The sequence below is a fragment of the Halobacillus litoralis genome (genome assembly GCF_020171725.1).
In the GTDB taxonomy this organism is placed as follows: domain Bacteria; phylum Bacillota; class Bacilli; order Bacillales; family Halobacillaceae; genus Halobacillus; species Halobacillus litoralis_F.
In genome coordinates, this window is the sequence record NZ_JAIVAJ010000001.1 from 131,559 (window position 1) to 155,882 (window position 24,324).

25 protein-coding genes are annotated in these 24,324 nt (G+C 46.1%); all 25 read right to left on the reverse strand.

Features of this window, described 5'->3' with window-relative positions:
- Positions 1-166: 166 nt before the first annotated feature.
- The 25 genes from rbfA to LCM20_RS00785 all read right to left on the reverse strand — a co-directional run bounded on the left by rbfA (position 167) and on the right by LCM20_RS00785 (position 24,313).
- The gene (gene rbfA / locus LCM20_RS00665) at positions 167-517 is read right to left on the reverse strand and encodes a 30S ribosome-binding factor RbfA (RefSeq protein WP_079480147.1); all 351 of its coding nucleotides are present in this window, start codon (positions 515-517) and stop codon (positions 167-169) included.
- An 85-nt stretch (positions 518-602) separates the two neighbouring features.
- Positions 603-881: a DUF503 domain-containing protein gene (locus tag LCM20_RS00670; protein WP_225193495.1), complete on the reverse strand. Its 279-nt coding sequence runs from the start codon at positions 879-881 to the stop codon at positions 603-605.
- Positions 878-2,923: a translation initiation factor IF-2 gene (gene infB / locus LCM20_RS00675; RefSeq protein WP_225193496.1), complete on the reverse strand. Its 2,046-nt coding sequence runs from the start codon at positions 2,921-2,923 to the stop codon at positions 878-880. The genes LCM20_RS00670 and infB overlap by 4 nt, the downstream gene beginning before the upstream one ends.
- Positions 2,924-2,931: 8 nt before the next feature.
- Entirely contained in the window at positions 2,932-3,246 is a 315-nt protein-coding gene (locus LCM20_RS00680; protein WP_225193497.1) for a YlxQ family RNA-binding protein, read from the reverse strand.
- On the reverse strand, positions 3,243-3,515 hold the full coding sequence (gene rnpM, locus LCM20_RS00685) for an RNase P modulator RnpM (protein ID WP_225193498.1): 273 nt from the start codon (positions 3,513-3,515) through the stop codon (positions 3,243-3,245). The genes LCM20_RS00680 and rnpM overlap by 4 nt, the downstream gene beginning before the upstream one ends.
- A 14-nt stretch (positions 3,516-3,529) precedes the next feature.
- Positions 3,530-4,630: a transcription termination factor NusA gene (nusA, locus tag LCM20_RS00690; RefSeq protein WP_225193499.1), complete on the reverse strand. Its 1,101-nt coding sequence runs from the start codon at positions 4,628-4,630 to the stop codon at positions 3,530-3,532.
- 15 nt (positions 4,631-4,645) lie between these two features.
- Entirely contained in the window at positions 4,646-5,119 is a 474-nt protein-coding gene (gene rimP / locus LCM20_RS00695; protein WP_225193500.1) for a ribosome maturation factor RimP, read from the reverse strand.
- Between the two features lie 375 nt (positions 5,120-5,494).
- The gene (locus tag LCM20_RS00700) at positions 5,495-9,787 is read right to left on the reverse strand and encodes a PolC-type DNA polymerase III (RefSeq protein ID WP_225193501.1); all 4,293 of its coding nucleotides are present in this window, start codon (positions 9,785-9,787) and stop codon (positions 5,495-5,497) included.
- Positions 9,788-9,878: 91 nt separating this feature from the next.
- Complete coding sequence (locus LCM20_RS00705) at positions 9,879-11,582, reverse strand: proline--tRNA ligase (RefSeq protein ID WP_225193502.1); 1,704 nt, start codon at positions 11,580-11,582, stop codon at positions 9,879-9,881.
- Positions 11,583-11,860: 278 nt separating this feature from the next.
- Positions 11,861-13,120: an RIP metalloprotease RseP gene (gene rseP, locus LCM20_RS00710; protein WP_225193503.1), complete on the reverse strand. Its 1,260-nt coding sequence runs from the start codon at positions 13,118-13,120 to the stop codon at positions 11,861-11,863.
- A gap of 16 nt (positions 13,121-13,136) precedes the next feature.
- On the reverse strand, positions 13,137-14,279 hold the full coding sequence (gene dxr / locus LCM20_RS00715; protein ID WP_225193504.1) for a 1-deoxy-D-xylulose-5-phosphate reductoisomerase: 1,143 nt from the start codon (positions 14,277-14,279) through the stop codon (positions 13,137-13,139).
- Between the two features lie 19 nt (positions 14,280-14,298).
- Entirely contained in the window at positions 14,299-15,096 is a 798-nt protein-coding gene (locus LCM20_RS00720; protein WP_225193505.1) for a phosphatidate cytidylyltransferase, read from the reverse strand.
- Positions 15,097-15,110: 14 nt separating this feature from the next.
- Complete coding sequence (locus tag LCM20_RS00725) at positions 15,111-15,884, reverse strand: isoprenyl transferase (RefSeq protein WP_225193506.1); 774 nt, start codon at positions 15,882-15,884, stop codon at positions 15,111-15,113.
- A gap of 177 nt (positions 15,885-16,061) precedes the next feature.
- A complete protein-coding gene (frr, locus tag LCM20_RS00730) occupies positions 16,062-16,619 on the reverse strand; it encodes a ribosome recycling factor (protein WP_225193507.1) in 558 nt (185 codons plus the stop codon).
- Between the two features lie 2 nt (positions 16,620-16,621).
- A complete protein-coding gene (gene pyrH / locus LCM20_RS00735) occupies positions 16,622-17,344 on the reverse strand; it encodes a UMP kinase (RefSeq protein WP_225193508.1) in 723 nt (240 codons plus the stop codon).
- Positions 17,345-17,445: 101 nt separating this feature from the next.
- The gene (gene tsf / locus LCM20_RS00740) at positions 17,446-18,330 is read right to left on the reverse strand and encodes a translation elongation factor Ts (RefSeq protein WP_225193509.1); all 885 of its coding nucleotides are present in this window, start codon (positions 18,328-18,330) and stop codon (positions 17,446-17,448) included.
- An 85-nt stretch (positions 18,331-18,415) separates the two neighbouring features.
- Positions 18,416-19,156: a 30S ribosomal protein S2 gene (gene rpsB, locus LCM20_RS00745; protein ID WP_225193510.1), complete on the reverse strand. Its 741-nt coding sequence runs from the start codon at positions 19,154-19,156 to the stop codon at positions 18,416-18,418.
- 160 nt (positions 19,157-19,316) lie between these two features.
- The gene (locus LCM20_RS00750) at positions 19,317-19,796 is read right to left on the reverse strand and encodes a coupling factor for flagellin transcription and translation (protein ID WP_225193511.1); all 480 of its coding nucleotides are present in this window, start codon (positions 19,794-19,796) and stop codon (positions 19,317-19,319) included.
- A 6-nt stretch (positions 19,797-19,802) separates the two neighbouring features.
- Positions 19,803-20,102: a hypothetical protein gene (locus LCM20_RS00755; RefSeq protein ID WP_225193512.1), complete on the reverse strand. Its 300-nt coding sequence runs from the start codon at positions 20,100-20,102 to the stop codon at positions 19,803-19,805.
- A 69-nt stretch (positions 20,103-20,171) separates the two neighbouring features.
- The gene (locus LCM20_RS00760; protein ID WP_225193513.1) at positions 20,172-21,539 is read right to left on the reverse strand and encodes a DUF342 domain-containing protein; all 1,368 of its coding nucleotides are present in this window, start codon (positions 21,537-21,539) and stop codon (positions 20,172-20,174) included.
- A gap of 23 nt (positions 21,540-21,562) precedes the next feature.
- Entirely contained in the window at positions 21,563-22,339 is a 777-nt protein-coding gene (locus tag LCM20_RS00765) for a FliA/WhiG family RNA polymerase sigma factor (RefSeq protein ID WP_225193514.1), read from the reverse strand.
- Positions 22,340-22,359: 20 nt separating this feature from the next.
- Positions 22,360-22,716 (reverse strand): hypothetical protein, encoded by a 357-nt coding sequence (locus tag LCM20_RS00770; protein WP_225193515.1) that lies wholly within the window; start codon positions 22,714-22,716, stop codon positions 22,360-22,362.
- A complete protein-coding gene (locus tag LCM20_RS00775) occupies positions 22,716-23,213 on the reverse strand; it encodes a chemotaxis protein CheD (RefSeq protein WP_225193516.1) in 498 nt (165 codons plus the stop codon). The genes LCM20_RS00770 and LCM20_RS00775 overlap by 1 nt, the downstream gene beginning before the upstream one ends.
- Positions 23,206-23,841, reverse strand: a complete 636-nt coding sequence (locus tag LCM20_RS00780; RefSeq protein ID WP_225193517.1) for a chemotaxis protein CheC — start codon at positions 23,839-23,841, stop codon at positions 23,206-23,208. The genes LCM20_RS00775 and LCM20_RS00780 overlap by 8 nt, the downstream gene beginning before the upstream one ends.
- A 4-nt stretch (positions 23,842-23,845) precedes the next feature.
- A complete protein-coding gene (locus LCM20_RS00785) occupies positions 23,846-24,313 on the reverse strand; it encodes a chemotaxis protein CheW (protein ID WP_225193518.1) in 468 nt (155 codons plus the stop codon).
- Positions 24,314-24,324 lie beyond the last annotated feature (11 nt).

A 24,324-nucleotide genomic window follows, 5' to 3' on the forward strand; every position in this document is an offset into this window, starting at 1 on the left:
TCCGTGCATCGGGGCACGGATTTTTCTTTAGGTTCAAGCATGCTGTCCTTCTTATCAGCGAAGGCATACTGTCCCTTGATTATGTACAAGAGGGCCGCACCCTCTTGTTTCTGACAACGTCTTCTGAACGCTTTTTAGAAACCTGCTTAGTAAGCAGGGATCCTTATCAGCTGTCCGTATCGTTCAAATCGCGAAGGATCGTTTCGATGCGGTTTCCACGCTCGATCGCTTCGTCGAATTCGAACATAATCTCAGGCGTCTTGCGAAGACGGATGCGCTGTCCGATTTCAGAGCGGATGAAGCCTTTCGCTTTAGCAAGCCCTACAAGCGTATCATGGCGTTGTTTATCATCACCAAGAACGGAGATGTAAACTTTCGCCTGCTGAAGATCACCTGTTACTTTTACTTCCGTAACTGTAACAAAGCCGACGCGCGGGTCTTTGATCTTCTTGTTCAAGATATCACTAAGCTCTTTCTTCATCTGCTCTCCTACACGGTTTGCACGTAAATCGTTCATGTTCGTTCACCTCTTTTTTGATAAAGAAGCCGAAGACCCTCCAATAAGAGGGCTACGGCTTACCATTTTCCAGAGAGGAATTCGTTCACAGCCATTCTAAAGATGTTTCTGTGCGTTCGATCTCTGGAAAAGAATCGATAAACGCAAGGGTCTGCTGGATCGTTTTTTCAGCAATGACTTTATCACTGTTAATCGTGACAAGACCAATCGTCGTTCGCTGCCACAGATTCTGATGATCCAGTTCGCTTACGGATACATTAAATTCATTTTGGATCCTGGTGGTGATTCGTTTGATCACCGAGCGCTTCTGTTTCAAGGACTGAGCGTCATAGATCAGACAATCTACTTCAGCGCTTAAAATCATGAGCGTTCAATTTCTCTCATTTCGTATGGCTCAATGATATCGCCGACTTTGATGTCGTTGAAGTTCTTAACCGTAATTCCACACTCATATCCTTGAGCGACTTCTTTTGCATCGTCTTTGTAACGTTTCAGTGCATCAATTTCACCTTCATAGATGACGACACCATCACGGATCACACGAACACCTGAGTGACGAGTGATTTTCCCATCCGTTACATAAGAACCAGCGATCGTTCCGACTTTTGAAACTTTGAAGATTTCACGGACCTCGACTTGTCCGACAATCTGTTCTTCAAATTCAGGATCAAGCATCCCTTTCATCGCCGCTTCAATTTCTTCCATCGCTTTGTAAATGATGTTGTGAAGGCGGATTTCTACATTTTCGCTCTCAGCTGCTTTTCTTGCATTCCCGTCTGGGCGAACGTTGAAACCAATAATGATGGCGTTCGAAGCAGAAGCAAGCGTAACATCAGACTCTGTGATGGCTCCGACACCCGTGTGGATGATCTTCACCTTCACACCTTCAACGTCGATCTTCTCAAGAGATCCCGTCAAGGCTTCGACAGAACCTTGAACATCTCCTTTGACGATCAAGTTGATGTCTTTGACTTCTCCTTGTTTGATTTGTTCAAACAAGTCATCAAGGCTGACTCTTGCATTCGAGCTGCGGTTTTCTTCAAGTGCTTTCTGAGCACGTGCTTCACCGACAGATTTCGCTTTCTTCTCATCATCGAAAGCAAGGAAGCGGTCACCGGCTTGAGGTACATTGTTCAGACCCGTGATCTCGACCGGAGTGGATGGTGCAGCTGTTTTCACACGGCGCCCCAGATCATTGACCATTGCACGCACACGACCGTGGGCATTTCCGACAACAAGCGGATCTCCTACATTCAACGTACCATTTTGAACGAGAAGTGTTGCAACAGGTCCGCGCCCTTTGTCAAGTTCAGCTTCGATTACTGTTCCGTAGGCTGCACGCTCAGGGTTCGCTTTCAGCTCTTCCATTTCAGAAACAAGAGTAATCATTTCAAGAAGTTCTTCAATTCCATCCCCTTGTACAGCTGACATTTTAACGAAGATGGTTTCCCCGCCGTAGTCTTCTGAAATCAATTCGTACTCCATCAGTTCCTGCATGACACGATCAGGGTTGGCTCCTTCTTTGTCCATTTTGTTAACCGCAACGATAATCGGTACCTCAGCTGCCTTAGCGTGGCTGATGGCTTCTTTCGTCTGCGGCATAACACCATCGTCCGCTGCTACAACAAGGATGGCAACGTCTGTAACCTGCGCACCACGTGAACGCATGCTTGTGAAAGCAGCGTGACCTGGTGTATCAAGGAACGTAATCTTCTTCCCTTTGTTCTCGATTTGGTAGGCACCGATGTGCTGAGTGATTCCACCTGCTTCGCCTTCCGTTACTTTCGTATCACGAATGCGGTCCAGTAGCGTTGTTTTACCGTGGTCAACGTGCCCCATAATGGTAATGACAGCAGGACGCTCTACTAAGTCTTCCGGATCATCGTCGAACACCATGTTTTCGATGTCTGTTTCATCAACGATTACTTCTTCTTCGACTTCTACTCCGAATTCCTCGGCAAGGAGTTCGATCGAGTCGGAATCAAGATCCTGGTTTTTAGTCGCCATGACACCAAGGAACATCAACTTTTTAATAATCTCTGAAGAATCTTTTCCAAGCTTCTCGGCAAGCTCTCCTACTGTAAGAGAACCAGAGTAAGTAATCTTTTCTGGTGTTTTAGGTTTTTGCTTTTTAGGTTGTTGAGGCTTCTGGTTTTGGTTTTGATTCTGCTTTTGTTTATTGTTTTGTTGCTTTTTGTTTTGTGGTTTCTTATTTTTAGGTTTGGATGTGTTTTGGTTGTTCTTCTGGCCGACCCCGAACTCCTGGTCCAGTTTCTTCGCCACATCATCCTCAAGCGTAGACATGTGATTGTTCACTTCTACGTTCATGTTCTGCAGTTTATCGATAACCTGCTTACTTGATAGTTCGTTTTTCTTGGCATATTCATATACACGCATTTTACTCATATCAATCTTCACCCCCGAATAGATTCATCGAGCAGCGATTGCAACTTTTTCGCAAATCCTTGGTCCAGAACTGCGATCGCGACTCTCCCTTCCTTTCCGATGGCTTGTGATAACGTATCCCGATCATCCACCGTGTAGCAAGGTATGTGATAAAAGCTGCACTTATCTGTGAGCTTTTTTTTCGTTTGTTTTCCCGTATCATTCGCAATCAGGACGACTTTGGCATTCTTTTTCTGTATCTCCTTTACAATAGCCCCTTCACCGAACGTACACTTTCCGGCACGTACAGCCAGGCCAAGGAGATTTAAGTAACTGCCGCTCATGAGCCGCCCTCTATGATCGCTTTAAGTTGTTGATAGATTTCAGGGTCTACATCCGCCTTTAAATGACGATTCAGAACCTCTTGTTGCTCCGCGCGCTCAATGACGCTGACATCCTTGGATACGTAAGCGCCGCGGCCGTTCTTTTTACCCGATTCGTCGACAAAGACCTCTCCCTCTTTGTTCCTGACGACTCGGATCAATTGACTTTTCGGATACATTTCCTGGGTAACAACGCACTTTCTAAGTGGCGTTTTCTTGGAACGGGCCATGTGGCTCCCCCTCCTTATTCTTCAGACCAGTCGTCTTCGAAATCTTCTTCTACGTCCGCTTCCTCAGACAGAAGTCCTTCTTCACGGGCTTCAGACTCACTCTTGATATCAATCTTCCAACCTGTCAACTTCGCAGCAAGACGGGCATTCTGACCACGCTTACCAATTGCAAGAGACAGTTGATAATCTGGTACGATAACGGTCGTCGCTTTTTCTTCCTCATTTACGAGTACTTCAACGACTTTAGAAGGACTAAGCGCGTTTGAAACATACTCAACAGGGTCTTCAGACCACTGCACGATGTCGATCTTCTCGCCTTTCAGCTCGTTGACAATCGTTTGAACACGCTGTCCACGCTGACCGACACAGGAACCGACTGGATCGATTTCTTGGTTCTCCGCGTAAACGGAAATCTTGGAGCGGTCTCCCGCTTCTCTTGCTACAGAAATCACTTCGACTGTTCCGTCATAGATTTCTGGTACTTCCATTTCGAAAAGTCGCTTCAATAGTCCCGGATGTGTACGGGATACATAAATGTGCGGTCCTTTGTTCGAGTTCTCAACCTTTGTCACAAACACTTTCAGGCGGTCGTGAACTTCATACGTTTCCGTCGGCATCTGCTCGCCTTCCGGAAGACGTGCTTCGATTTTACCTAGGTTGACGTAAACGAAGCGTGGGTCTTTACGCTGGATGATTCCAGTCATGACGTCTTCTTCACGGTCTACATACTCACCGTAAATGATTCCGCGTTCGGCTTCGCGCACACGCTGTGTGACAACCTGCTTAGCGGCTTGTGCGGCGATTCGACCGAAGTCCATCGGCGTCACTTCTACTTCAATGACATCTTCAATATCATAGTTCGGATCCACTTCTTTAGCATATTCAAGGGAAACCTCTTCCTGAGGATCCATCACTTCTTCAACTACTTCTTTACGGGCAAACACTTTCATGACGCCCTCATCTTCATTAATATCGACACGAACGTTCGTCGCAGAGTTAAAGTTCTTCTTATATGCTGATATGAGCGCTGCTTCAAGCGCCTCTAGCAAAAGGTCTTTGTCGATGCCTTTTTCCTTCTCTAAATAATTCATGGCATCAAATAATTCACTACTCAACGGTCTTCCTCCCCCTTAATTAAAGCTTACGGCCAAGTTGGCTTTGGCAATTTTGTTAAATGGTACTTCGAGTTGTTTCGTTCTTGTTTTAATTCGGATCTCGACAGTGGCCACTTCATTTTCAAATGATTTTAATGTGCCTTCGAATTCCTTTTCCCCATCAATTGGTTCATACAGTTTCATATACACATATTCGCCTACATACTTTTCGAAGTCACTCTCAGACTTAAGCGGCCGTTCCGCTCCTGGAGAGGCAACCTCTAGGAAGTACGCGATGTCAATCGGGTCTTTTTCATCCAGCTTTTCGCTGAGTTTTTCAGATACCTGTCCACATTCTTCAATATCTACACCGCCCGGTTTGTCGATGAAGACACGCAAGTACCAGTTTGACCCTTCCTGTTCATACACGACGTCGACGAGTTCCAAGTTCATATCGTCTAAAATCGGCTGAACGAGTTCTTCTGTTACGGTAACAACATGATTGCTCATGTTCTTCCCTCCTTTAGGAAACCAATTCTTCATATATTTGTTGGTTTTAGTATGGCTGTGTTTCGGCCGTTTCATTTCATGTTTGACCAGAGGGTTTGCTGTGCCATGCATGAGAAACCGCTATGACAATGATCATAGCGGTTTCGTCTCACGGTAGGCGTGATGCCTTTACAAAATCCATCGCTCTGCGATAAATATGACGAAAGAGTGGGTTGCCCCACTCTTTCGGTCGTTACTATCGCTCTTAACACCATAAAAAATATACCATACATGCTTGAATTATGCAAATCAGCTAAGCCTCTGCCTTTCGGGCTTGCCTATTCCTCTTCTAGCAAACGGTGTATTCGCTGAACAGACACCGAAGCACGAATGCGCTTAAAACAGGGACAACTGGTTTTCATCCGGCATACCTTCGAGGCAGCCGAAGTTGTCGAGGTACTCAAGAACCGTCTTCGAGATTTTGCTTCGCTCTCTCAAATCCTGCTTAGAGAGGAACTCACCTTCTTTCCGGGCGTTGACAATATTGATTGCAGCGTTCGTACCAAGACCATCAACCGCGTTGAATGGTGGAATCAATCCGTTCCCTTCAACTAAGAAGTCTGTCGCGCTAGATTCGTACAGGTCGACGTTCTTGAAGTGATAGCCGCGTTCACACATTTCAAGGGCAAGCTCGAGTACTGTAACCAGGTTTTTCTCTTTCGGCGTTGCATCGAACCCTTTCTGCTGAATCTCTTTGATTCTCGCACGAATGGCGTCCGAGCCTTTCACCATTGTTTCGAGATCGAAGTCTCCCGCACGAACGGTGAAGTACGCGGCATAAAAATAGATCGGATAATGAACCTTGAAGTAAGCGATCCTTACAGCCATCAGAACGTAGGCTGCGGCGTGTGCTTTCGGGAACATGTACTTGATCTTCTTACATGAATCAATGTACCAATCCGGTACACCATGTTTCTTCATTTCTTCAATCCACTCATCCTGGAGCCCTCTTCCTTTACGGACGAACTCCATGATTTTAAAGGCTAAGGAAGGTTCAAGACCTTTGTGCATAAGGTAGACCATAATGTCATCACGACAACCGATTACTTCAGGGAGCGTACAGATGCCGTCATTGATCAGCTGTTCCGCATTCCCGAGCCAAACGTCGGTTCCGTGTGACAGTCCTGAAATAATGACGAGCTCTGCAAACGTCTTCGGTTTCGTGTCCTCAAGCATCTGCCTTACGAATCGTGTTCCGAATTCCGGTACGCCAAGTGTTCCAGTTTTACACATGATTTGATCGGCTGTTACGCCGAGCGCTTCAGGACCACTGAAGATCTTCATAACTTCGGGATCATCGACAGGGATTTCCTTCTGGTCAATACCACTTAAATCTTGAAGCATACGAATGACCGTCGGGTCATCGTGTCCGAGGATATCGAGCTTAAGCAGGTTATCGTGAATCGAGTGGAAATCGAAGTGTGTCGTCTTCCATTCCGACTTCTGATCATCTGCCGGAAACTGAATAGGTGAGAAATCAAAAATATCCATGTAGTCCGGAACGACGATGATTCCACCAGGGTGCTGACCGGTTGTCCGTTTTACACCTTGGCACCCTTGCACGAGCCGGTCGACTTCTGCATTTTTGTATTGCAGCTGATTGTCTCCGGCGTAGCCTTTCACATAACCATAAGCCGTCTTCTCGGCAATGGTACCGATCGTTCCGGCACGGAACACATTGTCCTCACCAAACAATACTTTCGTATAGTTGTGGGCCTGTGGCTGGTACTCGCCTGAGAAGTTCAAGTCGATATCGGGAACTTTATCCCCTTTGAATCCAAGGAACGTTTCGAACGGAATGTCCTGTCCGTCTTTTTTCATCGCTGTAGAACATTCCGGACAGTCCTTCTCTTCTAAGTCAAAGCCGCTTCCGACAGAGCCGTCTGTGAAGAACTCATGATATTGACAGTTCGGACAGACGTAGTGCGGAGGCAGCGGGTTCACTTCTGTAATGTCGGTCATTGTTGCAACGAAAGATGAGCCGACGGAACCACGGGAACCTACTAGGTACCCATCATCGAGAGATTTCGTTACGAGCTTTTGGGAGATCAGGTAGATAACGGAGAAGCCGTTATCAATGATACTCTTTAATTCTTTTTCCAAACGCTTTTCAACGAGTTCAGGAATCGGTGCGCCGTAAATGCTTTCCGCTTTGTTATAGGACATCTGACGAATTTCGTCATCTGCGCCTTCAATGTTCGGCGTGTACAAGTCGTCTTTCACAGGGTTGACTTCCCCTATTTGACCGGCAATTTTATGCGTGTTCGTGACGACGATTTCCTTTGCCTTCTCTTCGCCAAGGAAGCTGAAATGATCCAGCATTTCATTCGTTGTTTTGAAATGGACTTGCGGTAGCGTCTGACGGGCAAGCGGATTACCATTTTGAGATTTGATAAGAATCTCACGGTACTTGCCTTCATGCGGTTCAACATAGTGAGTGTTTCCTGTTGCCACCACCGTTTTGCCTATACGATCGCCCATCGAGACGATGCGTTTTAAGATGTCCAAAATCTGTGCCTCGTTCTGAACAAGATCTTTTTCGATCAAGTGCTGATAGTTTCCAGGCGGCTGCACTTCAAGGTAATCGTAAAACGCCGCCACTTTCTCAGCTTCTTCCTCTGACTTCTGCATCATCGTCTCGAATACTTCCCCTTTGTCGCAGCCAGAGCCGACTATAATACCTTCCCTGTATTTCTGCAGACGGGACCTTGGGATTCTAGGAACCCGGTAAAAGTAGTTCAAGTGAGACTCAGAAACTAATCGGTACATATTCTTAAGACCGGTGTTATTCTGGGCAATAAGGATACAGTGAGAAGGTCTTGAACGTTGATAGGCTTTTCCTTCTCCCATATAGTCATTGAAATTCTTGTGATTGGTGATGCCTCGCTCCATTGCCTTTTTGACAAGTTTCCAAAGAAGATAGCCCGTTGCTTCCGCATCGTAAATGGCGCGGTGGTGCTGGGTCAATTCAATGTCGAACTTCTTACAAAGTGTGTTCAATCGGTGGTTCTTAAGCTCAGGCACCAATAGCCTTGCAAGCTCCAATGTATCAATGACCGGATTGGTCGATTTTCCAATGCCGACGCGCTGAAACCCTGCGTTCAAGAATCCCATATCGAAGCTCGCGTTATGGGCGACTAGAATATCATCATCCATCCACTCGTTGAAGTCCTTCAAGACGTCTTCGATTTCCGGTGCATCTTTTACCATGTCGTCTGTTATCCCCGTCAGGTCGATCGTCGTCTGTGAGAGGGGCTGGTGAGGGTTTGCGAACCGCTCGAACCGGTCGATGATTTCGCCGCCTTTCACTTTCACTGCAGCAAGCTCGATGATTTTGTCATAGACAGCGGAGAGTCCTGTTGTCTCGACGTCAAAAACGACGTAGGTGTCCGTCTCAAGATCACGATCCTGCTCTTCATAAGCAATCGGCACTCCGTCATCAACAAGGTTCGCTTCCATTCCATACAAAATGTTGATGCCATTCTTCGCACCTGCGCCGTGCGCATCCGGATAAGCCTGAACAACAGCATGGTCGGTGATTGCAATCGCCTCATGCCCCCATGATGCAGCCTGGCTGATCAATCGATCCGGAGAAACAGGAGCATCCATCATGCTCATCGTCGTGTGAGCGTGAAGTTCAATCCGCTTCTCTCCTTCCGGTGCATCATCATGACGAAGCGCCGGCTTCACTTCGTTGATGTCATTCGCCATCATCGTCAGTTCATTTGTGAAGTTATCCGTCTGAATGCCGCCGCGGGCTTTAATCCAAATGCCCTTTTTAATATGTTGGAAAAGCTCGGCATGGTCATCACCACGTGAGAACATTTTAATCGAGAAGGAGTCCGTATAATCCGTCACTTTCAATAAAAGCAGATGACGACCGGAGCGCAATTCCTTCACCTCAGAATCGAAAACGTATCCTTGGACCGTCATACGGCGCTCTTCTTCTTCGATCGTCTCCATCGGTACAGGGTCATCCTGGATTTTATACCCAATTTCAAGAGGACCTTTCGGCTTCGTATCATCTTTTTCTTTAGCACGCTCTTCTTGTTCCTTCACAGCTTGCTGGACGAGAAGCTTGTCCTCTTTCTGACGCTCTTCCTGGAACTTTTTGATTTGTTCTTTTTCTTCCTGCACTTTAGTAGAAAACATGAGCGCTGGAAGCCCTGTTTTTGCACAGTACGCCTGCAGGGAAGGATCCACTTTCTTCTTCACAGCATGACTTTCGGCCAAATTCCTGCAAGTTAACATAATCTTATTCCCGTTTACTTCAGGAATCTGTTCCATCAGCAGATCTTTATAAGCCGGTGACAAGTTTGTCATCGTCTTAATGAAACTCTGCCAATATTCCGTGATTTCTTCTGGTGTCAGTTCTTTACTCCTCGTCTCCATCGTCCAGTCCACTTCTGCAATGGGACGGAAAGAAGACATCAGTTTCGTTGTAAAAAGGTCATAAACAGATGGCGGCAGCGGTTTCGGCAGATCGAAGTGAAAATGCCAAAGCTTTTTCTCTTTATGGACGATCAGTTTCTTCAGTGCGCTGTCTTTGAAATGAGGTTCGATCAGTTCATGAGGGAATTGGATTTGTTCCAGCAAGTAATGCATCTTTTCCTGATTGTTGACACTCATAGGGGTCCCCTCTCTTTCTTTCATTCTCTATACAAACGACAAACGCCACAGGACAAGAATGCTTCAGCCCCGGGCGTTTTCGTTTCTGTTTTTATGCGTTGTACCAGTTGCGTACGTAGTCAATGATTTCCTTGCGGTTCAATTCTGACTGTTCACCGGTTGCACGCTCTTTGACTTCTACAATGCCTTCACCAGCAAGCTTGCCTACTGTAATTCTTACAGGGATTCCGAACAGGTCGCTGTCTGCGAACTTCACGCCTGCGCGCTCTTTGCGGTCATCGTATAGGACTTCGATCCCTGCATCAAGCAGCTCCTGATAAAGTTGGTCAGCAAGATCTTTTTGGTCCTCTTTTTTCGGGTTCATGGATAAAAGATGAACTTGATACGGTGCGATGTTCGCTGGCCACGTAATGCCTCGGTCATCGTGGTACTGTTCGACCACTGCGGCGAGCGTACGGGAGATCCCGATGCCGTATGAGCCCATAATCATGGTCGTCGCTTTCCCTTGGTCATTCAGGAAGCTTGCATTCATACGCTCTGAATAGAATTCTCCGAGCTTGAAGACGTGTCCGACTTCGATGCCTCGAGCGAATTGGATGACCCCTTCCCCGTCCGGTGAAGGATCTCCTTCCTGAATGAATCGTAGATCAGCATAGTTCAGAACTTCGAAGTCTTGACCAGGTGTCACATTCGTGTAGTGATACCCCTCTTCATTTGCTCCACAGGAAACGTTCACAAGAGCTTCGACTGCTGAGTCGGCAACAACTTTCACCTCTTCCGGAACGCCTACAGGACCAATCGACCCGAATCCGGTACCTAGGAGCCTCTTCGTATCTTCTTCAGATGCAAGTTCAACCATGCCAGCATCGAACAAGTTTTTAAGCTTTACATCATTCACTTCATGATCGCCTCGGGTTACAACGAGTACGAACTCTTCGTCGACCTGGAACAAGATGGCCTTCAATCCTTGTTGGAGGCTGTGCCCCAAGAAGTCTGCTACTTCCTGCATCGTCTTTTGACCAGGCGTTTCGACTTTCTCCATTGGCTGTGGTTCTTCATTTGAAGATTCATAGGTTGCGACAACCGGAGCCATTTCCACGTTCGCCGCATAGCGTGACGTGTCGGAGTAGGCGATTACGTCTTCTCCTACTTCAGATAGGACCATGAATTCGTGCGTGTCCTTTCCGCCCATCGCTCCTGAGTCTGCGATGACAGCACGGAAGTTGAGTCCGAGACGGCTGAAGATGTTGGAATAAGCATCAAACATCTTTTGATACGTCTCATCCAGGCTCTCGTAGGATTCATTGAAGGAGTACGCATCCTTCATGAGGAATTCACGACCACGAAGCAGTCCAAAGCGGGGACGGGCTTCGTCACGGAATTTATTCTGGATTTGGAATACAGATAAAGGCAGCTGCTTATAGCTTTTCACTTCATGCCTGACAAGGCTTGTGATGACCTCCTCGTGTGTTGCTCCGAGCGCAAACTCACGGTTGTTGCGGTCGTTGAGACGCATCAGTTCAGAACCGAACGTCGTCCATCTTCCTGTCTCCTTCCAAAGCTCTGAAGGTTCAAGAGCCGGCATCATCATTTCGTGAGCACCGATTTTCTCCATCTCTTCCCTTACAACATTTTCGACCTTCTTCAGGACACGTTGTCCAATCGGAAGGAAGCTGTAGATCCCTGCAGCAATCTGCCTTATGTACCCGGCACGGGTCAACAGTTTATGACTTTGTATTTCCGCATCTGCAGGATCTTCTTTTAATGTTGGAATAAGCATTTGACTTTGTTTCATCGTCAGCACCTCATATCATTTTATTAATGGCTATTATCGTTCAACGAACATTCCATTTTAGGTAATCTAGTTCTCATTATAATAAATTCGCTTCGTAAGATAAACAATTCCTTATCAAAAAAGCATAAAGAGGATGGAGAGCCATCCTCTTCTTTGCATTGCTAAACGGATTCATCTACCTAATCAGTCCATAAACCTACGTCAGACGGCTGATTAAAGGCACAAAAAACTGGAAGCCTCGACAGAGCTGTTGTCTTATCGGCTTCCAGCTCATTTGATTATAGGAATAAACGCTGGATATCGTTCCACGTAACGACGAGCATTAATAGCATAAGTAGCGCAAATCCGATAAAGTGTACAATTCCTTCTTTCTGTGGATCGATCGGCTTGCCGCGTACCCCTTCGAGTCCGACGAAAATAAGTCGTCCTCCGTCAAGGGCTGGTAGAGGCAGAAGGTTTACGATTCCTAAGTTGATACTCAGGATCGCCATCCACATCACAAAGTTCGTAAGTCCGGTCTGAACCACTTGGTCCGTTGCATCATAGATGCCTACGGGACCTGAAAGCATATCAAGCGAGAACTGACCGGTAACAAGCTTACCGAGGTTCGTCAAAATCAACGCGGACCACTCATATGTCTGTGTGAAGCCAAAGGTCAACTTCCGAGCGAATGAATCCTCAAAAGCCCGTTTGACTCCGACTTGTCCGATCGTCTGATCACGATCGGTCGCCACTTCGGCGGGCGTGACTTCCATTTCCTGTGTACTCCCATTGCGACTTACCGTCAGCATCAACGCTTCTTCCGGATGATCACGTACAATCGTCGTGAACTCTTCCCAAGTGCTGACCGATTCACCGTCGACCGAAACAATCTCATCACCAGCCATTAAGCCGGCCTGATCAGCAGGAGAGTTGTCCTGAATTTCCCCAAGCTTTGCTTCGTTGGATGGAACGCCTTGGACAAAACCGAGGATCATGAAGAGAATGATCGCAAGTACAAAGTTCATCATCGGACCAGCAAACAGTTGCATAGCACGCTGCGGAACGGTTTTCGATGCGAACTGGCGATCGTAAGGCGCAATTTGCGTTTCCTTCTCGTCCATCACAAACATCGCTTTCGGATCGACCTCGAAGAAGAGGCGCTCTTCCTCGTCCACTTCATACCCTTCGATGACTAATCGGTGGTCGAGGTCTGCACGTTCTACTTCAATGACACGTGCGTGTGGGTGTTTCGATTTGTTGTTTACGATGATTTTGTTCACTTTTCCATCGTTGTTGAACTCGAGTCCAATGTGATGACCCGCTTTCAACTCGATGATCTCAGGATCTTCACCAGCGACGCGGACATATCCACCGATTGGGAGAAGACGTATCGTGTACAATGTTTCATTTCTTGTAAAAGCAAAGATTTTCGGCCCAAAGCCAATCGCGAATTCCCGGGCGAGCATGCCGGCACGCTTGGCAAAAATAAGATGCCCCCACTCATGGACAAACACCAAAAGGCCGAACATGAGTATAAAAGCAATCACTGTAGTCAAATGAAGCACCTTCCTTTTAGTTTAAATGGAAACGGACCTGCTTTCTTGTTTCCTCATCAATAGAAAGTATGGTTGATAAGTCCGGGTTATGAATCCGGTCGTGTCCTTCAAGGGCTTTTTCGATTTTTCTTTCGATATCCAGAAACGGAATTTTCCCTTCCAGAAACAGTTGAACGGCTTCTTCATTCGCTGCGTTCAACACGGTCGTCATAGAGCCGCCTGCCCGTCCTGCTTCATAAGCCATACGAAGACAAGGAAAGCGGACCATATCCATTTTCTCAAAATGTAGTGTCGCGATCTCTTCAAGCTCAAGCTGCTTCGTCATAGGAAGATCGAGACGCTCCGGGTACGTAAGAGCGTATTGAATCGGTACTTTCATATCCGGTGTGCCCAGTTGCGCCATAACACTTCGGTCGACGAATTCCACCATCGAATGAATGACACTCTCTCTATGAAGAATAACATGAATCTGGTCGTATGGTACATCAAAAAGCCAATGCGCTTCGATCACTTCGAGCCCTTTATTCATCATGGACGCAGAGTCGATCGTAATCTTAGCCCCCATGCTCCAGTTCGGGTGATTCAGCGCATCTTCGACGGTTACCCCGACAAGATCTTCTCTTTTCTTGTCACGGAAGCTTCCTCCAGAAGCCGTTATGATCAGCTTATGGATGTCTTTTTTGCTTTCTCCATTCAGAGACTGATAAATCGCAGAGTGCTCACTATCAACAGGCAAAAGCTCAACTCCATGCTTTTTCGCTTCTGACATGACGAGATGCCCCGCCGTAACAAGTGTTTCCTTATTCGCAATGGCAATCGTCTTCTTGGCTTGGATTGCTTTCAAAGTTGCCGGAAGCCCGACACTCCCCATCACCGCATTAACCACTACATCTACAGCATCGTCAACACTGACTTCAATTAAACCACCCGTGCCTGTCAAAATAGGCTGGTCAATCTCCTTCTCGAGTGTCACCTTCGTCTGTTCGTCCTGGACGACAATCTTCTTCGGCTTAAACTCTCGAATGAGCGGAAGCGCTTTTTCCACATTACGGCCAAAAGCCATGGAATGCAGCTCGAACTCCTCCGGATGAAGGCGAATGACATCAAGTGTCTGTAGTCCAATGGAACCGGTCGCTCCAAGCAGTGCAATCTTTTTCATTAATCAAAACCCCTCTCCATTAAGAAATGAAATTGATCAGGTGGAGAATAGGCAAAATAAAGATCAGACTGTCAAAGCGATCGAGTACACCGCCGTGTCCAGGCAGAATCTTTCCTGAATCTTTAACAGCGTAATGCCGTTTGAATGCTGATTCCACCAAATCTCCTATTTGTCCGGCAATTGAGATTAAAATCGTAACAAGAATCACGATAATCATCGAGTGATCGAGCGGGGCGACAAGTTGAAAAATGACGGCAACCACACAAGCAAGTACAATCCCTCCGACAGAACCCTCGATGGTCTTCTTCGGGCTGATCTGCGGCCAAAGCTTGTGCTTCCCAAGTGCCCGTCCGAACAGATAAGCACCTGTATCAGTTGCCCATACGATAAACAAGGCGAAGAATAAATACTCTAGCCCACCATTTCTTGTTTCAATCAAATAATTGAATCCCATGCCGATATAGATGACAGATATCAATAGAAACCCTGCATCGTCGAACGTGAACCGGTTCTTCACCAGTACTGTGTAACTTAGCAGCACCAATACCGCGAGCAGCGTGATCTCAGATTTCGTGATGAACTCCGTTATATCCACGTACTTCTCCATCTCACCATATGGGAACATCAATGCCCACATGAGCATCAGCCCTAGACCTGCCGCAACGGAATAGCGTGAAATACGCTTCATCCGAACAAGCTCCAGAAGAGCGATGCTGGCGATCAAATAGACGAATATGTTAAATAAAATCCCTCCGAAAAATACGATGGGAATAAATATCAAAGCCGCAACAACGGCTGTAATCGTTCGTTGCTTCATAAACCTTTCACACCTTATACTCCGCCATACCGACGTTTACGATTTTGGTAATCATAGAGCGCTTTTTCAAAATGGTTCTCGGTGAAGTCCGGCCAATACACTTCCGTGAACCAAAATTCTGCGTAGGCAAGCTGCCACAAAAGAAAGTTGCTTAATCGTTGCTCTCCACTTGTACGAATGAGTAGGTCAGGCTCTACCAGGTCACACGTATAAAGTTCAGATGAAAACAACGCTTCATCAATCTCCTCTGTATCAAGCTCTCCCCGCTCTACTTTGGCCGCTATTTGCTTGACTGCATTGACCATCTCAAACCGGCTCCCGTAGTTCAGCGCGAAATTCAAGATGAGACCGTCGTTGTCCTTTGTCCGTTCGATCGCCTCCTGGACTGCTTTCTTCGTATGAGGCGGCAGTACGTCGAAGTCACCGATGGTCTGAACCCTTACGTTCTTCTCAATGAGTTCAGGCAAATATGTATTTAAAAAGTCTACCGGCAGCTTCATCAGAAACTCTACTTCATTTCTCGGACGCTTCCAATTCTCTGTGGAAAATGCGTATAGCGTGAGCACTTCTACTCCGAGGTCTGAAGCGAAACGGACGATCTTCTTCACAACTTCCATGCCTTCTTTGTGACCGGCGATTCTTGGCATGCCACGATTCTTCGCCCAACGACCGTTTCCGTCCATAATAATCGCCACGTGCTTTGGAATCTGCTTATGATTCAAGCCAACGGGGTGATGTGAGGACACTTCGTTCTTTCTTTTTTTTACAAATGGAAACTTGATTGGCATGTTTGATCCTCCAGTCCATATCTTCCATCTATTCTATACTATTATCCTACACCATGCCAAAACGATTGAAAAGTTCTGCCACCATTTGGCGGAAATCTCTTTTATAAAAAGAAAAGCCGCGCTGCCAAACATTAACAGCGCGGCTTTATACACATTATGGCATGCAGGTGGAAAACATTACACTTCCATGATTTCTTCTTCTTTTGTCTTAGCCAGCTCATCAATTTTCAGAACGTGCTCGTCTGTTACCTTCTGAACGTCGTCCTGGAAAGCACGAAGATCGTCTTCTGTCATTTCGCCATCTTTTTCAAGCTTTTTCAGACGGTCGTTTGAATCACGACGAATGTTACGAATCTGTACTTTCGCTTCTTCAGAGTACTTGCCGACAACTTTTGCAAGCTGCTTACGGCGTTCCTCTGTAAGGGCTGGAATGTTGATACGGACAATGTTTCCGTCACTTGATGGTGACAGACCAAGGTCTGCTTTCTGAATCGCTTTTTCTACTTCAGCAATCGCACTCTTATCATATGGTGTGATGACAAGCATACGAGGCTCTGGAGCAGATACTTGTGCAAGTTGATTAAGTGGCGTCGCTGCACCGTAGTAATCGACATACACGTTATCAAGAATTGATGGGTTCGCACGACCTGCACGAACGGTTGCGAGTTGACGAGAGAAAGCTTGTACAGCTTGCTCCATCTGTTGTTTTGTTTCATTAATCACGGCTTCAGACATGATTATTTCCCCCTAACAATGGTTCCAATATTTTCGCCCATTACGGCTTTTTTGATATTACCTTCTTCTGTTATTGAGAATACCAATAAATCGATGTCGTTGTCCATACATAACGAAGAAGCAGTCGAATCCATGACGCCTAGTCCTTCGTTCAGGACATCCATATAGGAAAGTTCGTCATATTTCTTCGCATCTTCGTTGATCTTAGGATCATCCGTATAAACGCCATCCACATTGTTCTTCGCCATAAGGATAACATCCGCTTCAACCTCAGCCGCACGAAGCGCTGCTGTCGTATCTGTTGAGAAATACGGGTTCCCCGTACCTGCAGCAAAGATGACGACACGTTTCTTCTCAAGATGACGGATTGCTTTTCTTCGAATGTAAGGCTCAGCAACCTGTCTCATTTCGATTGACGTTTGAACACGGGTTGGAATTCCCTGATTTTCTAAGCTGTCTTGTAAAGCCAAAGAGTTCATGACCGTTGCAAGCATGCCCATGTAATCGGCATTTGCCCGGTCCATCCCCATTTCGCTTCCGACCTTACCGCGCCAGATGTTTCCGCCTCCGACAACTACGGCAATTTCAACACCGAGTTCGGCTACTTCTTTCACTTGGCGGGAAACCGATTGTATAATGCTTGGCTCTAAACCGAAGCCAGCCTTTCCACTCAAGGCCTCTCCGCTCAATTTTAATACAATACGACGATAGCGAGCAGTAGTCATAGTTACCTCCCGTGTGATTCTCATTCTGTGAACGGCTACTTTGTATGTAGCTGTTTTTGAAAAATAGGGAACACAGATGTGTCCCCTATGTTGTCACGTCATTATTTTTTAACTTGGCTCATGACTTCATCAGCAAAGTTTTCTTCACGTTTCTCCATACCTTCTCCTACTTCGAAACGATCGAAGCCGTTAACTTGTCCGCCTTTAGATTCAACGAACTTCTTAACTTTCTGGTCTGGATCTTTAACGAAGTCCTGTTCAAGAAGGCAGATTTCTGCGAAGAACTTGCCAAGACGACCTTCTACCATCTTCTCAACGATGTTTTCAGGCTTGCCTTCGTTCAAGGCTTGAGTCTTAAGCATTTCACGCTCATTGTTTACTTCCTCTTCAGGAATCTGTTCACGGGAAACGTAACGAGGGTTAACTGCAGCTACGTGCATCGCAACGTCTTTTGCTGCCTGCTCGTCAGTAGAACCTTCAAGAACAGTAAGAACGCCGATGTTACCGCCCATGTGAAGGTAAGCACCGAATGCATCGTTATCTGTTTTTTCTTTGATGACGAAGCGGCGAAGAGAAAGTTTCTCACCGATTTTCGCGATCATGTCCGTGATGTAGTCACCAAGCTTCTGGCCATCACCGTTCAACTGTTGCTCAAGAGCCTCTTCAACTGTCGCAGGCTTTTCAGTAACTAGGTGTTGACCTAGGTTTTGAAGAAGTCCTTTGAAGTTGTCGTTCTTTGTTACGAAGTCTGTTTCACAGTTCACTTCGAAAAGAACAGCCGTGTTACCGGAGATTTCGATTGCTGCAGCACCTTCAGCTGCGATACGGTCTGCTTTTTTCTGTGCTTTGGAGATCCCCTTCTCACGAAGCCACTCCATTGCTTTTTCCATATCACCATCTGTTTCAGTTAGTGCCTTCTTACAATCCATCATTCCAGCACCTGTTTTTTCACGAAGTTCTTTAACCATCTTAGCGTTTACAGCCATTATAAAAGCCTCCTTAATTAAGTGAGCATATTTTCTTTAAAAAAGGTGATAAAAGGTCTTCCCCCTTATCACCTTTGGAACGTCATTACTCGGCAGCTGTTTCAGCTTCTGCTTCTTCAGCTTGTTCAGTTGTTTCGTTCTCTTCCCCTTGCTTCGCTTCAAGAACAGCGTCTGCCATCTTAGAAGTAAGCAATTTAACGGCGCGGATTGCGTCATCGTTTGCAGGGATTACGTAGTCGATTTCATCCGGGTCACAGTTCGTGTCAACGATACCGACAACTGGGATGTTCAATTTGTGAGCTTCAGCGATCGCAATACGCTCTTTACGAGGGTCGATTACGAACATTGCATCTGGAAGGCTCTTCATTTCTTTAATACCGCCTAGGAATTTAACAAGACGATCTTTTTCTTTCATCATGTCAACGACTTCTTTTTTAGGAAGTACGTCAGTAGTACCGTCTTCTTCCATGCGCTCAATGTCTTTAAGACGGTTGATACGCTTGCGGATTGTGTCAAAGTTTGTAAGAGTTCCGCCCAACCAACGCTGGTTGATGTAGAACATGCCGCAACGAGTTGCTTCGTCACGTACAGTATCTTGTGCTTGTTTCTTCGTACCTACAAATAGAACGTTACCGCCGTTCGCTGCTACGTCACGTACGTAGTTGAACGCTTCGTCCACTTTCTTAACTGTTTTTTGCAGGTCGATGATGTAGATGCCGTTACGCTCCGTGAAGATGTATTTCTTCATCTTCGGGTTCCAACGACGAGTTTGGTGTCCGAAATGAACACCAGCTTCTAGTAGCTGTTTCATAGAAATTACAGACATAATTTGTTTCCTCCTGAATGGTTTTTTTAGTATCCTCCGTCTTTATCATCTTCCTTTACCAACTCTTGAGTAAGAGCAACCGGCAAAGCAATCCAAAGACGTGTGTATTGACACCGACAGTAAATATATCATAAGGAAGGGGTTGTATCAAGGTTTTTTGCTATTTTTTTTGGTTGAACTTGAGAAGCAACTCGATTTCTGTCTTCCCACGGTCCAGTTTTTTTGCAATTTCATCGATGGTGTACCCTCTTTCCTTTAAATCCATAATCTGTGAGGGTACAGATGGTTGGAACGATTCCTCCGGCGGATCCGTCACCGGCTCAGGTGGCTGGTAATCTGTCTCTAAAGGTGAATACTCTGGAGCAGGGAACCGTTTGGACGGTTCCTTTTTTTGAACCTCTTCCATCCGTTCAACTTTTTCTCCATAAGACGGCTGCCGGTCGATTAACTCGGACATTCTCTGATTCTCTTCTTTAATCTCCATTAAATAGGATGAGAACATGCCTTCTATGTCACTTGCAATTTCCTGTTGTCTTAACTCTAGCTCTTCCGTCTTTTTGATTTGCGTTCTAAGTGTGAACAGTCCAAATAATAAAACCCCATCGATAATGAAACTGATCACAAGTAAATAAATCGTCATTACATGTCACCCACTATAATCTATCCGTTTTCCCAAATACGGGTGGTCCAACTTTATGTCTTGTTGAAGCGTTCGTTTACCGGGAGAGGCTCTGTCTGTATCAGTCGTTTCGTTTTCATTGATAAGAGCGTCCTCTACGTTTTCCTGCTCAATGACGGACGTCCGCTTCCTGCGATCGATCTGTTCCTGTTTCTGACTGACGAAGTGTTGTAAGGTAGGGTTCCTTGCGGCAATTTGTTCCTGAAGTTTCCCTGCATCCTGTACTCTCGGCAGGGCGACTTGCATTTCAACCGCTCTCCAACTCATCCTTCCACTTCCTTTACGATGAATTCATTCATCTATCATTCTATCAATGAACGATGGCTAAATCATGTTCTAGGAATGGATCGACCTCAGAAAGATCTCTCCGTTCGAAAGAAAAGCATAAATCTCTTTATGTTCCCCCTGCACTTGATGCTGGTATTTTCCGAAACCGATGTGAACATGACCATACAACTTCCCATTCACCATCACTTTGGCTTCTGCCAAGTCACCGATCGAAGCATTCATTTCTTCGAGCAAGGTTGAGAGTTCCTCAATTTCAGCATCAACAGATTGAAGCGAATTTTTCTGTCGCAGTCTCGTAACCCGTTCTTTCGGAGAAAGTTCCCCATCAGAGCGTTCTTTCTGGTCCAGTTTCTCACCTATAAGAATCAACTTTCGCTTGTCCTCTTCTTTCCTCTTAAGCAGAAGGCTGAATTTTGATTGTTTCTCTTCGACTTTTTTGTTCACACCGAGGGACAGCCCTGTCGGAGTGTACATACGATTCCCAATATCTCTTGCTTCTATATGTAATCCTGCTGAGGTTGTTCCTCCAATGATATGACCTCGTTGGCAATAGACACTGTGGTGGGCGACGACGTCACTGTGAAGGATCGAGTTCTCGACGAATAAATCTTGTCCGGCTTCCACCGTGGCCTGGTTGATATACCCGACACGGACATCCTGACCTGACTGAATCACGGCTTTTCCCAAACCGGAGATCCCCTCAGATATATGGACGGACCCTCCTGCAACAATCGTCGCCCCCTCCACCATTCCATAGATGGTGATATCCCCCTGAGCGAAAACACGAAATCCTGTCGGGACATTCCCATTAATGATAATCGAGCCGACAAAATCGAGGTTGCCCGTACGGAGATCCAGGTCCCCATTCACCTCAAATAAAGGCTGAACTTGGAGCGATCTTTCATCTGTACTGAGCTGTCCGTTGATGCTCGCATAGAACGCATCATCTGCACGCTTAAAGGTCGTGTTCTTCCCCGCTCTTAATTGAGCCGGTTTCCCAGGCTTCGGAGGGATTTCCTCTCCATGGACGTTGGTCCCCGCTTTTCCATTGGTAGGCGGTTCAATCGCAGCAATCCGTTCGCCTTCTTCAACGGATGGAATGGTAATGATATCACGAAAACTGGCCTTTTCCTGCTCTTCTACTTCGAAATTCACTTCTTTGTCGAAAATGACTTTACCGTCCTTACCATGAATTGGCTGCTTTCCAACCGCTATGAGCAACGGATACACAAGGGATTCGTCATTCCTCATCATGCGGTCTATCTCTTCCTCCAGGATTCCGAAGGTTACGTTTTTCTCTTTGAGAAACGATTGGATCTGTTCTTCGGTCACCTCATCAACAGGGTCAAGGAGATCTATATAAGCTTCCAATTGATCACGGGATACGGACACTTTGAAATGCTGTTCCAATTCCATGTGCCTCATTCCTCCCAGGAGTACTAAGACTGAATAATATCAGTCAGCGCATTTTTTAATTTGTAGATGGCTTTCGCATGAATTTGTGAGATCCGTGATGTGGTAAGTTCCATGATTTGACCAATTTCGGTTAACGTCAGCTCTTCTTGATAAAAAAGAGTGATGACCATTTGTTCTTTTTCATTAAGCGACTGAATCTCTCTTTCAAGTTCTTCATAATTCTCAGACTGAATGACGGAGTCGGACGGTGTTGTCGTATGATGGTCAGGGATCGAATAGCCGATTCCTTCTTTATGCTCATCCTTGCCGTCTCTAGGTTTCTCTTCCATTGAAAGGACGTTAGCAAACAATGAATCTTTGATGGCTTCCTCCACATCACCTGATTTCATATCCAACACTTTCGCAATTTCTTCAGACGTTGCAGGGCGTTGATACTGTTGCTCCAGTTTCTCGGCGACTTGCTCTATTTTTTTCGTCCGGTCGCGCACAGAGCGCGGCAGCCAGTCTTCTTTTCTGAGACCATCCATGATCGACCCTCTAATTCGAAAGGATGCATAGGTGTCAAACTTCAGGTCACGCTTACGATCGAATTTCTTAAGCGCATCATATAACCCGAGCATCCCCAGGCTTCTTACATCGTCTTTACTTACACTCTTGGGTAGATGGGCAGCGATTCGTTGAACGTGATAACTGACCAGGTAATCATACTTCAACACCAGCTGATTCGCAGCTTCGTCGTCTTGATCGACGGTCCATAAATCCCATAATTGTTGTTCCTGAGGAGACAAACAGCTTGCCATCGAAATCCTCCTCGCTCCTTCTAGTCATTAGTTGTCTTCTGATTGTTTTCATCTTCATTTAATAACGAACGAATCATTTTAGATGTTTCTTCTGCTGTCACTTCTGTGCTTCCTTGTTCACTTTCAGATCCTGATTCACGGCTGCCGGTTTCTGGTTCACTTGTGCCTTCATCTTCCTTCGGTGTACGATCCTCGTTTTCTATCGAGATGAGTCCCCAAATGATCCGTATGAGAAATGCAATGATAAAGAAACCAAAAAAACCGAGTGCTCCCCTGATCAGAGCGGTCTGCCAAACATTATCGGAGAGGGCTGACAGAAATGTAAAAAAGAATCCGAATAAGGCGATGAGAAGGTTGAACTTAATGGTTCCAGCCATTAAATCGTCACCTCTCCATGATTCACCTTACGGATGTGAAGTTGAGCTGTCGCCGGATCGAATACAATGGTCCGACCACTTTTTCCTCCCACATCTTCAGAGATAATCGGGATGTTGAATTGTGTGAGCTTCTTTTTGACCGCTTCTATATTTCTCGGACCGATCCGCATCATGTCGCTTGAGGACTTGAACGTGAACATTTGAGCTCCTCCTGCAAGCTTTGCTTTCAATCGGTATTTCGATGCGCCTTTTTCTAGAAGCATCTCAAGAAGGTCATCCATCGCTGTATCCGCATATTTATAACGGTTGATGGTCCCCTGCTTGGCCATCGTAGAGTCAGGAAGCATAACATGCGCCATTCCGGCCAGCTGCTTCCGTTCGTCATATACAACAGCTCCAACACAAGACCCAAGGCCGGATGTGCGGATTTTATCGGGGATTGCCCCAAGCTTTACATCGGCTATGCCGACTTTAACGATTTGAAGAACTTCAGTCATGGCTCTGCACTCCTAATGCTTTGAACAGAGGATCGTAGGAGTTCGGATCAGGGAATAAGAAGAAGTGTCCTTTAATCGCTTCTGCATCGCTGTGTTCTGTATCTGTAAGCGACGTGTCAATCACGATTGCCTGATCGCTCACTTGAGACAGCTCAATCAACCCAAAGCTTAAAATAGCACCGACCATGTCCAAAGTCAGTGATGGTACGGATGGATGCAAATCAAGGTGTGTAAAATCAGATAACGCCGTCAAGTATGAGCCGGATAAAATGTTTCCAAGCTCCTGCAAAGCGCTTACAGCCATCTCATCATCAGGGTTGAATACATCTGTTTTCATGCCGGTCATCCGTTCTACAAATTCCTCTCCCTGTTCAGGAGAGAGAATGAAAAACATGCTGCCCGGTGCTTCACCTTCTATTCTGAGAAAAACACTGACGACTTCTTTTTCCGCACCGCCTGCAAGCTCCATTACTTCGTCAAACTCGACGAGCCGCACAGCTGGAACGTGCATATCCACCTTTTTGTTGAGCAGCTTGGATAAAGCTGTAGCAGCATGGGCAGCGCCGATATTTCCGACTTCTTTCAGCACATCTAGATGAATGTCGGTAAAGCGTTGACTAAATGACATTTTCTTAAACGTCCATTTCCTGTAGTTGCTTGACGTCATCTCCTGATAAGACTTTGGACATATTCAAGAGAATGAGCAAGCGCTGTTCAAATTTCACGACACCTTGTATATATTCCGCTTCGACCGTACCCACTACCTCTGGTGGTGGCTCTATCGAATCTTCTTCGATGTCAAGAACGTCGTTTGCGGCATCGACAATCAATCCGACATTCATCCCGTTGATCGTAACAGTGATAATCCGGGTTTGCTCCGAATCTTCAACGGACTCAAGACCGAACCTTTCTCTGAGGTCGATGATCGGCGTCACGACCCCTCTTAGGTTAATCACTCCTTTAACAAAAGAAGCGGTTCTCGGAACACGCGTGTAGGTCATCATACGTTCAATCGACCCGACACGGTCAACAGGAATCGTGTACTCTTCATCCTGCAGTTGAAAAACGATTACTTTGATCATGGTTTTCTCTTCTGTCATTTGCTCCCACT

Bases quoted from the DNA above. Each gene is read 5' to 3' on its own strand.
- rbfA (WP_079480147.1), bottom strand. From the start codon at position 517: ATGAACGATTTACGTGCAAACCGTGTAGGAGAGCAGATGAAGAAAGAG.
- LCM20_RS00670 (WP_225193495.1), bottom strand. From the start codon at position 881: ATGATTTTAAGCGCTGAAGTAGATTGTCTGATCTATGACGCTCAGTCC.
- infB (WP_225193496.1), bottom strand. From the start codon at position 2,923: ATGAGTAAAATGCGTGTATATGAATATGCCAAGAAAAACGAACTATCA.
- LCM20_RS00680 (WP_225193497.1), bottom strand. From the start codon at position 3,246: ATGAGCGGCAGTTACTTAAATCTCCTTGGCCTGGCTGTACGTGCCGGA.
- rnpM (WP_225193498.1), bottom strand. From the start codon at position 3,515: ATGGCCCGTTCCAAGAAAACGCCACTTAGAAAGTGCGTTGTTACCCAG.
- rimP (WP_225193500.1), bottom strand. From the start codon at position 5,119: ATGAGCAATCATGTTGTTACCGTAACAGAAGAACTCGTTCAGCCGATT.
- LCM20_RS00700 (WP_225193501.1), bottom strand. From the start codon at position 9,787: ATGAGTGTCAACAATCAGGAAAAGATGCATTACTTGCTGGAACAAATC.
- LCM20_RS00705 (WP_225193502.1), bottom strand. From the start codon at position 11,582: ATGAAACAAAGTCAAATGCTTATTCCAACATTAAAAGAAGATCCTGCA.
- dxr (WP_225193504.1), bottom strand. From the start codon at position 14,279: ATGAAAAAGATTGCACTGCTTGGAGCGACCGGTTCCATTGGACTACAG.
- LCM20_RS00720 (WP_225193505.1), bottom strand. From the start codon at position 15,096: ATGAAGCAACGAACGATTACAGCCGTTGTTGCGGCTTTGATATTTATT.
- LCM20_RS00725 (WP_225193506.1), bottom strand. From the start codon at position 15,884: ATGCCAATCAAGTTTCCATTTGTAAAAAAAAGAAAGAACGAAGTGTCC.
- frr (WP_225193507.1), bottom strand. From the start codon at position 16,619: ATGTCTGAAGCCGTGATTAATGAAACAAAACAACAGATGGAGCAAGCT.
- pyrH (WP_225193508.1), bottom strand. From the start codon at position 17,344: ATGACTACTGCTCGCTATCGTCGTATTGTATTAAAATTGAGCGGAGAG.
- tsf (WP_225193509.1), bottom strand. From the start codon at position 18,330: ATGGCTGTAAACGCTAAGATGGTTAAAGAACTTCGTGAAAAAACAGGT.
- rpsB (WP_225193510.1), bottom strand. From the start codon at position 19,156: ATGTCTGTAATTTCTATGAAACAGCTACTAGAAGCTGGTGTTCATTTC.
- LCM20_RS00750 (WP_225193511.1), bottom strand. From the start codon at position 19,796: ATGACGATTTATTTACTTGTGATCAGTTTCATTATCGATGGGGTTTTA.
- LCM20_RS00755 (WP_225193512.1), bottom strand. From the start codon at position 20,102: ATGAGTTGGAGAGCGGTTGAAATGCAAGTCGCCCTGCCGAGAGTACAG.
- LCM20_RS00760 (WP_225193513.1), bottom strand. From the start codon at position 21,539: ATGGAATTGGAACAGCATTTCAAAGTGTCCGTATCCCGTGATCAATTG.
- LCM20_RS00765 (WP_225193514.1), bottom strand. From the start codon at position 22,339: ATGGCAAGCTGTTTGTCTCCTCAGGAACAACAATTATGGGATTTATGG.
- LCM20_RS00770 (WP_225193515.1), bottom strand. From the start codon at position 22,716: ATGGCTGGAACCATTAAGTTCAACCTTCTCATCGCCTTATTCGGATTC.
- LCM20_RS00775 (WP_225193516.1), bottom strand. From the start codon at position 23,213: ATGACTGAAGTTCTTCAAATCGTTAAAGTCGGCATAGCCGATGTAAAG.
- LCM20_RS00780 (WP_225193517.1), bottom strand. From the start codon at position 23,841: ATGTCATTTAGTCAACGCTTTACCGACATTCATCTAGATGTGCTGAAA.
- LCM20_RS00785 (WP_225193518.1), bottom strand. From the start codon at position 24,313: ATGACAGAAGAGAAAACCATGATCAAAGTAATCGTTTTTCAACTGCAG.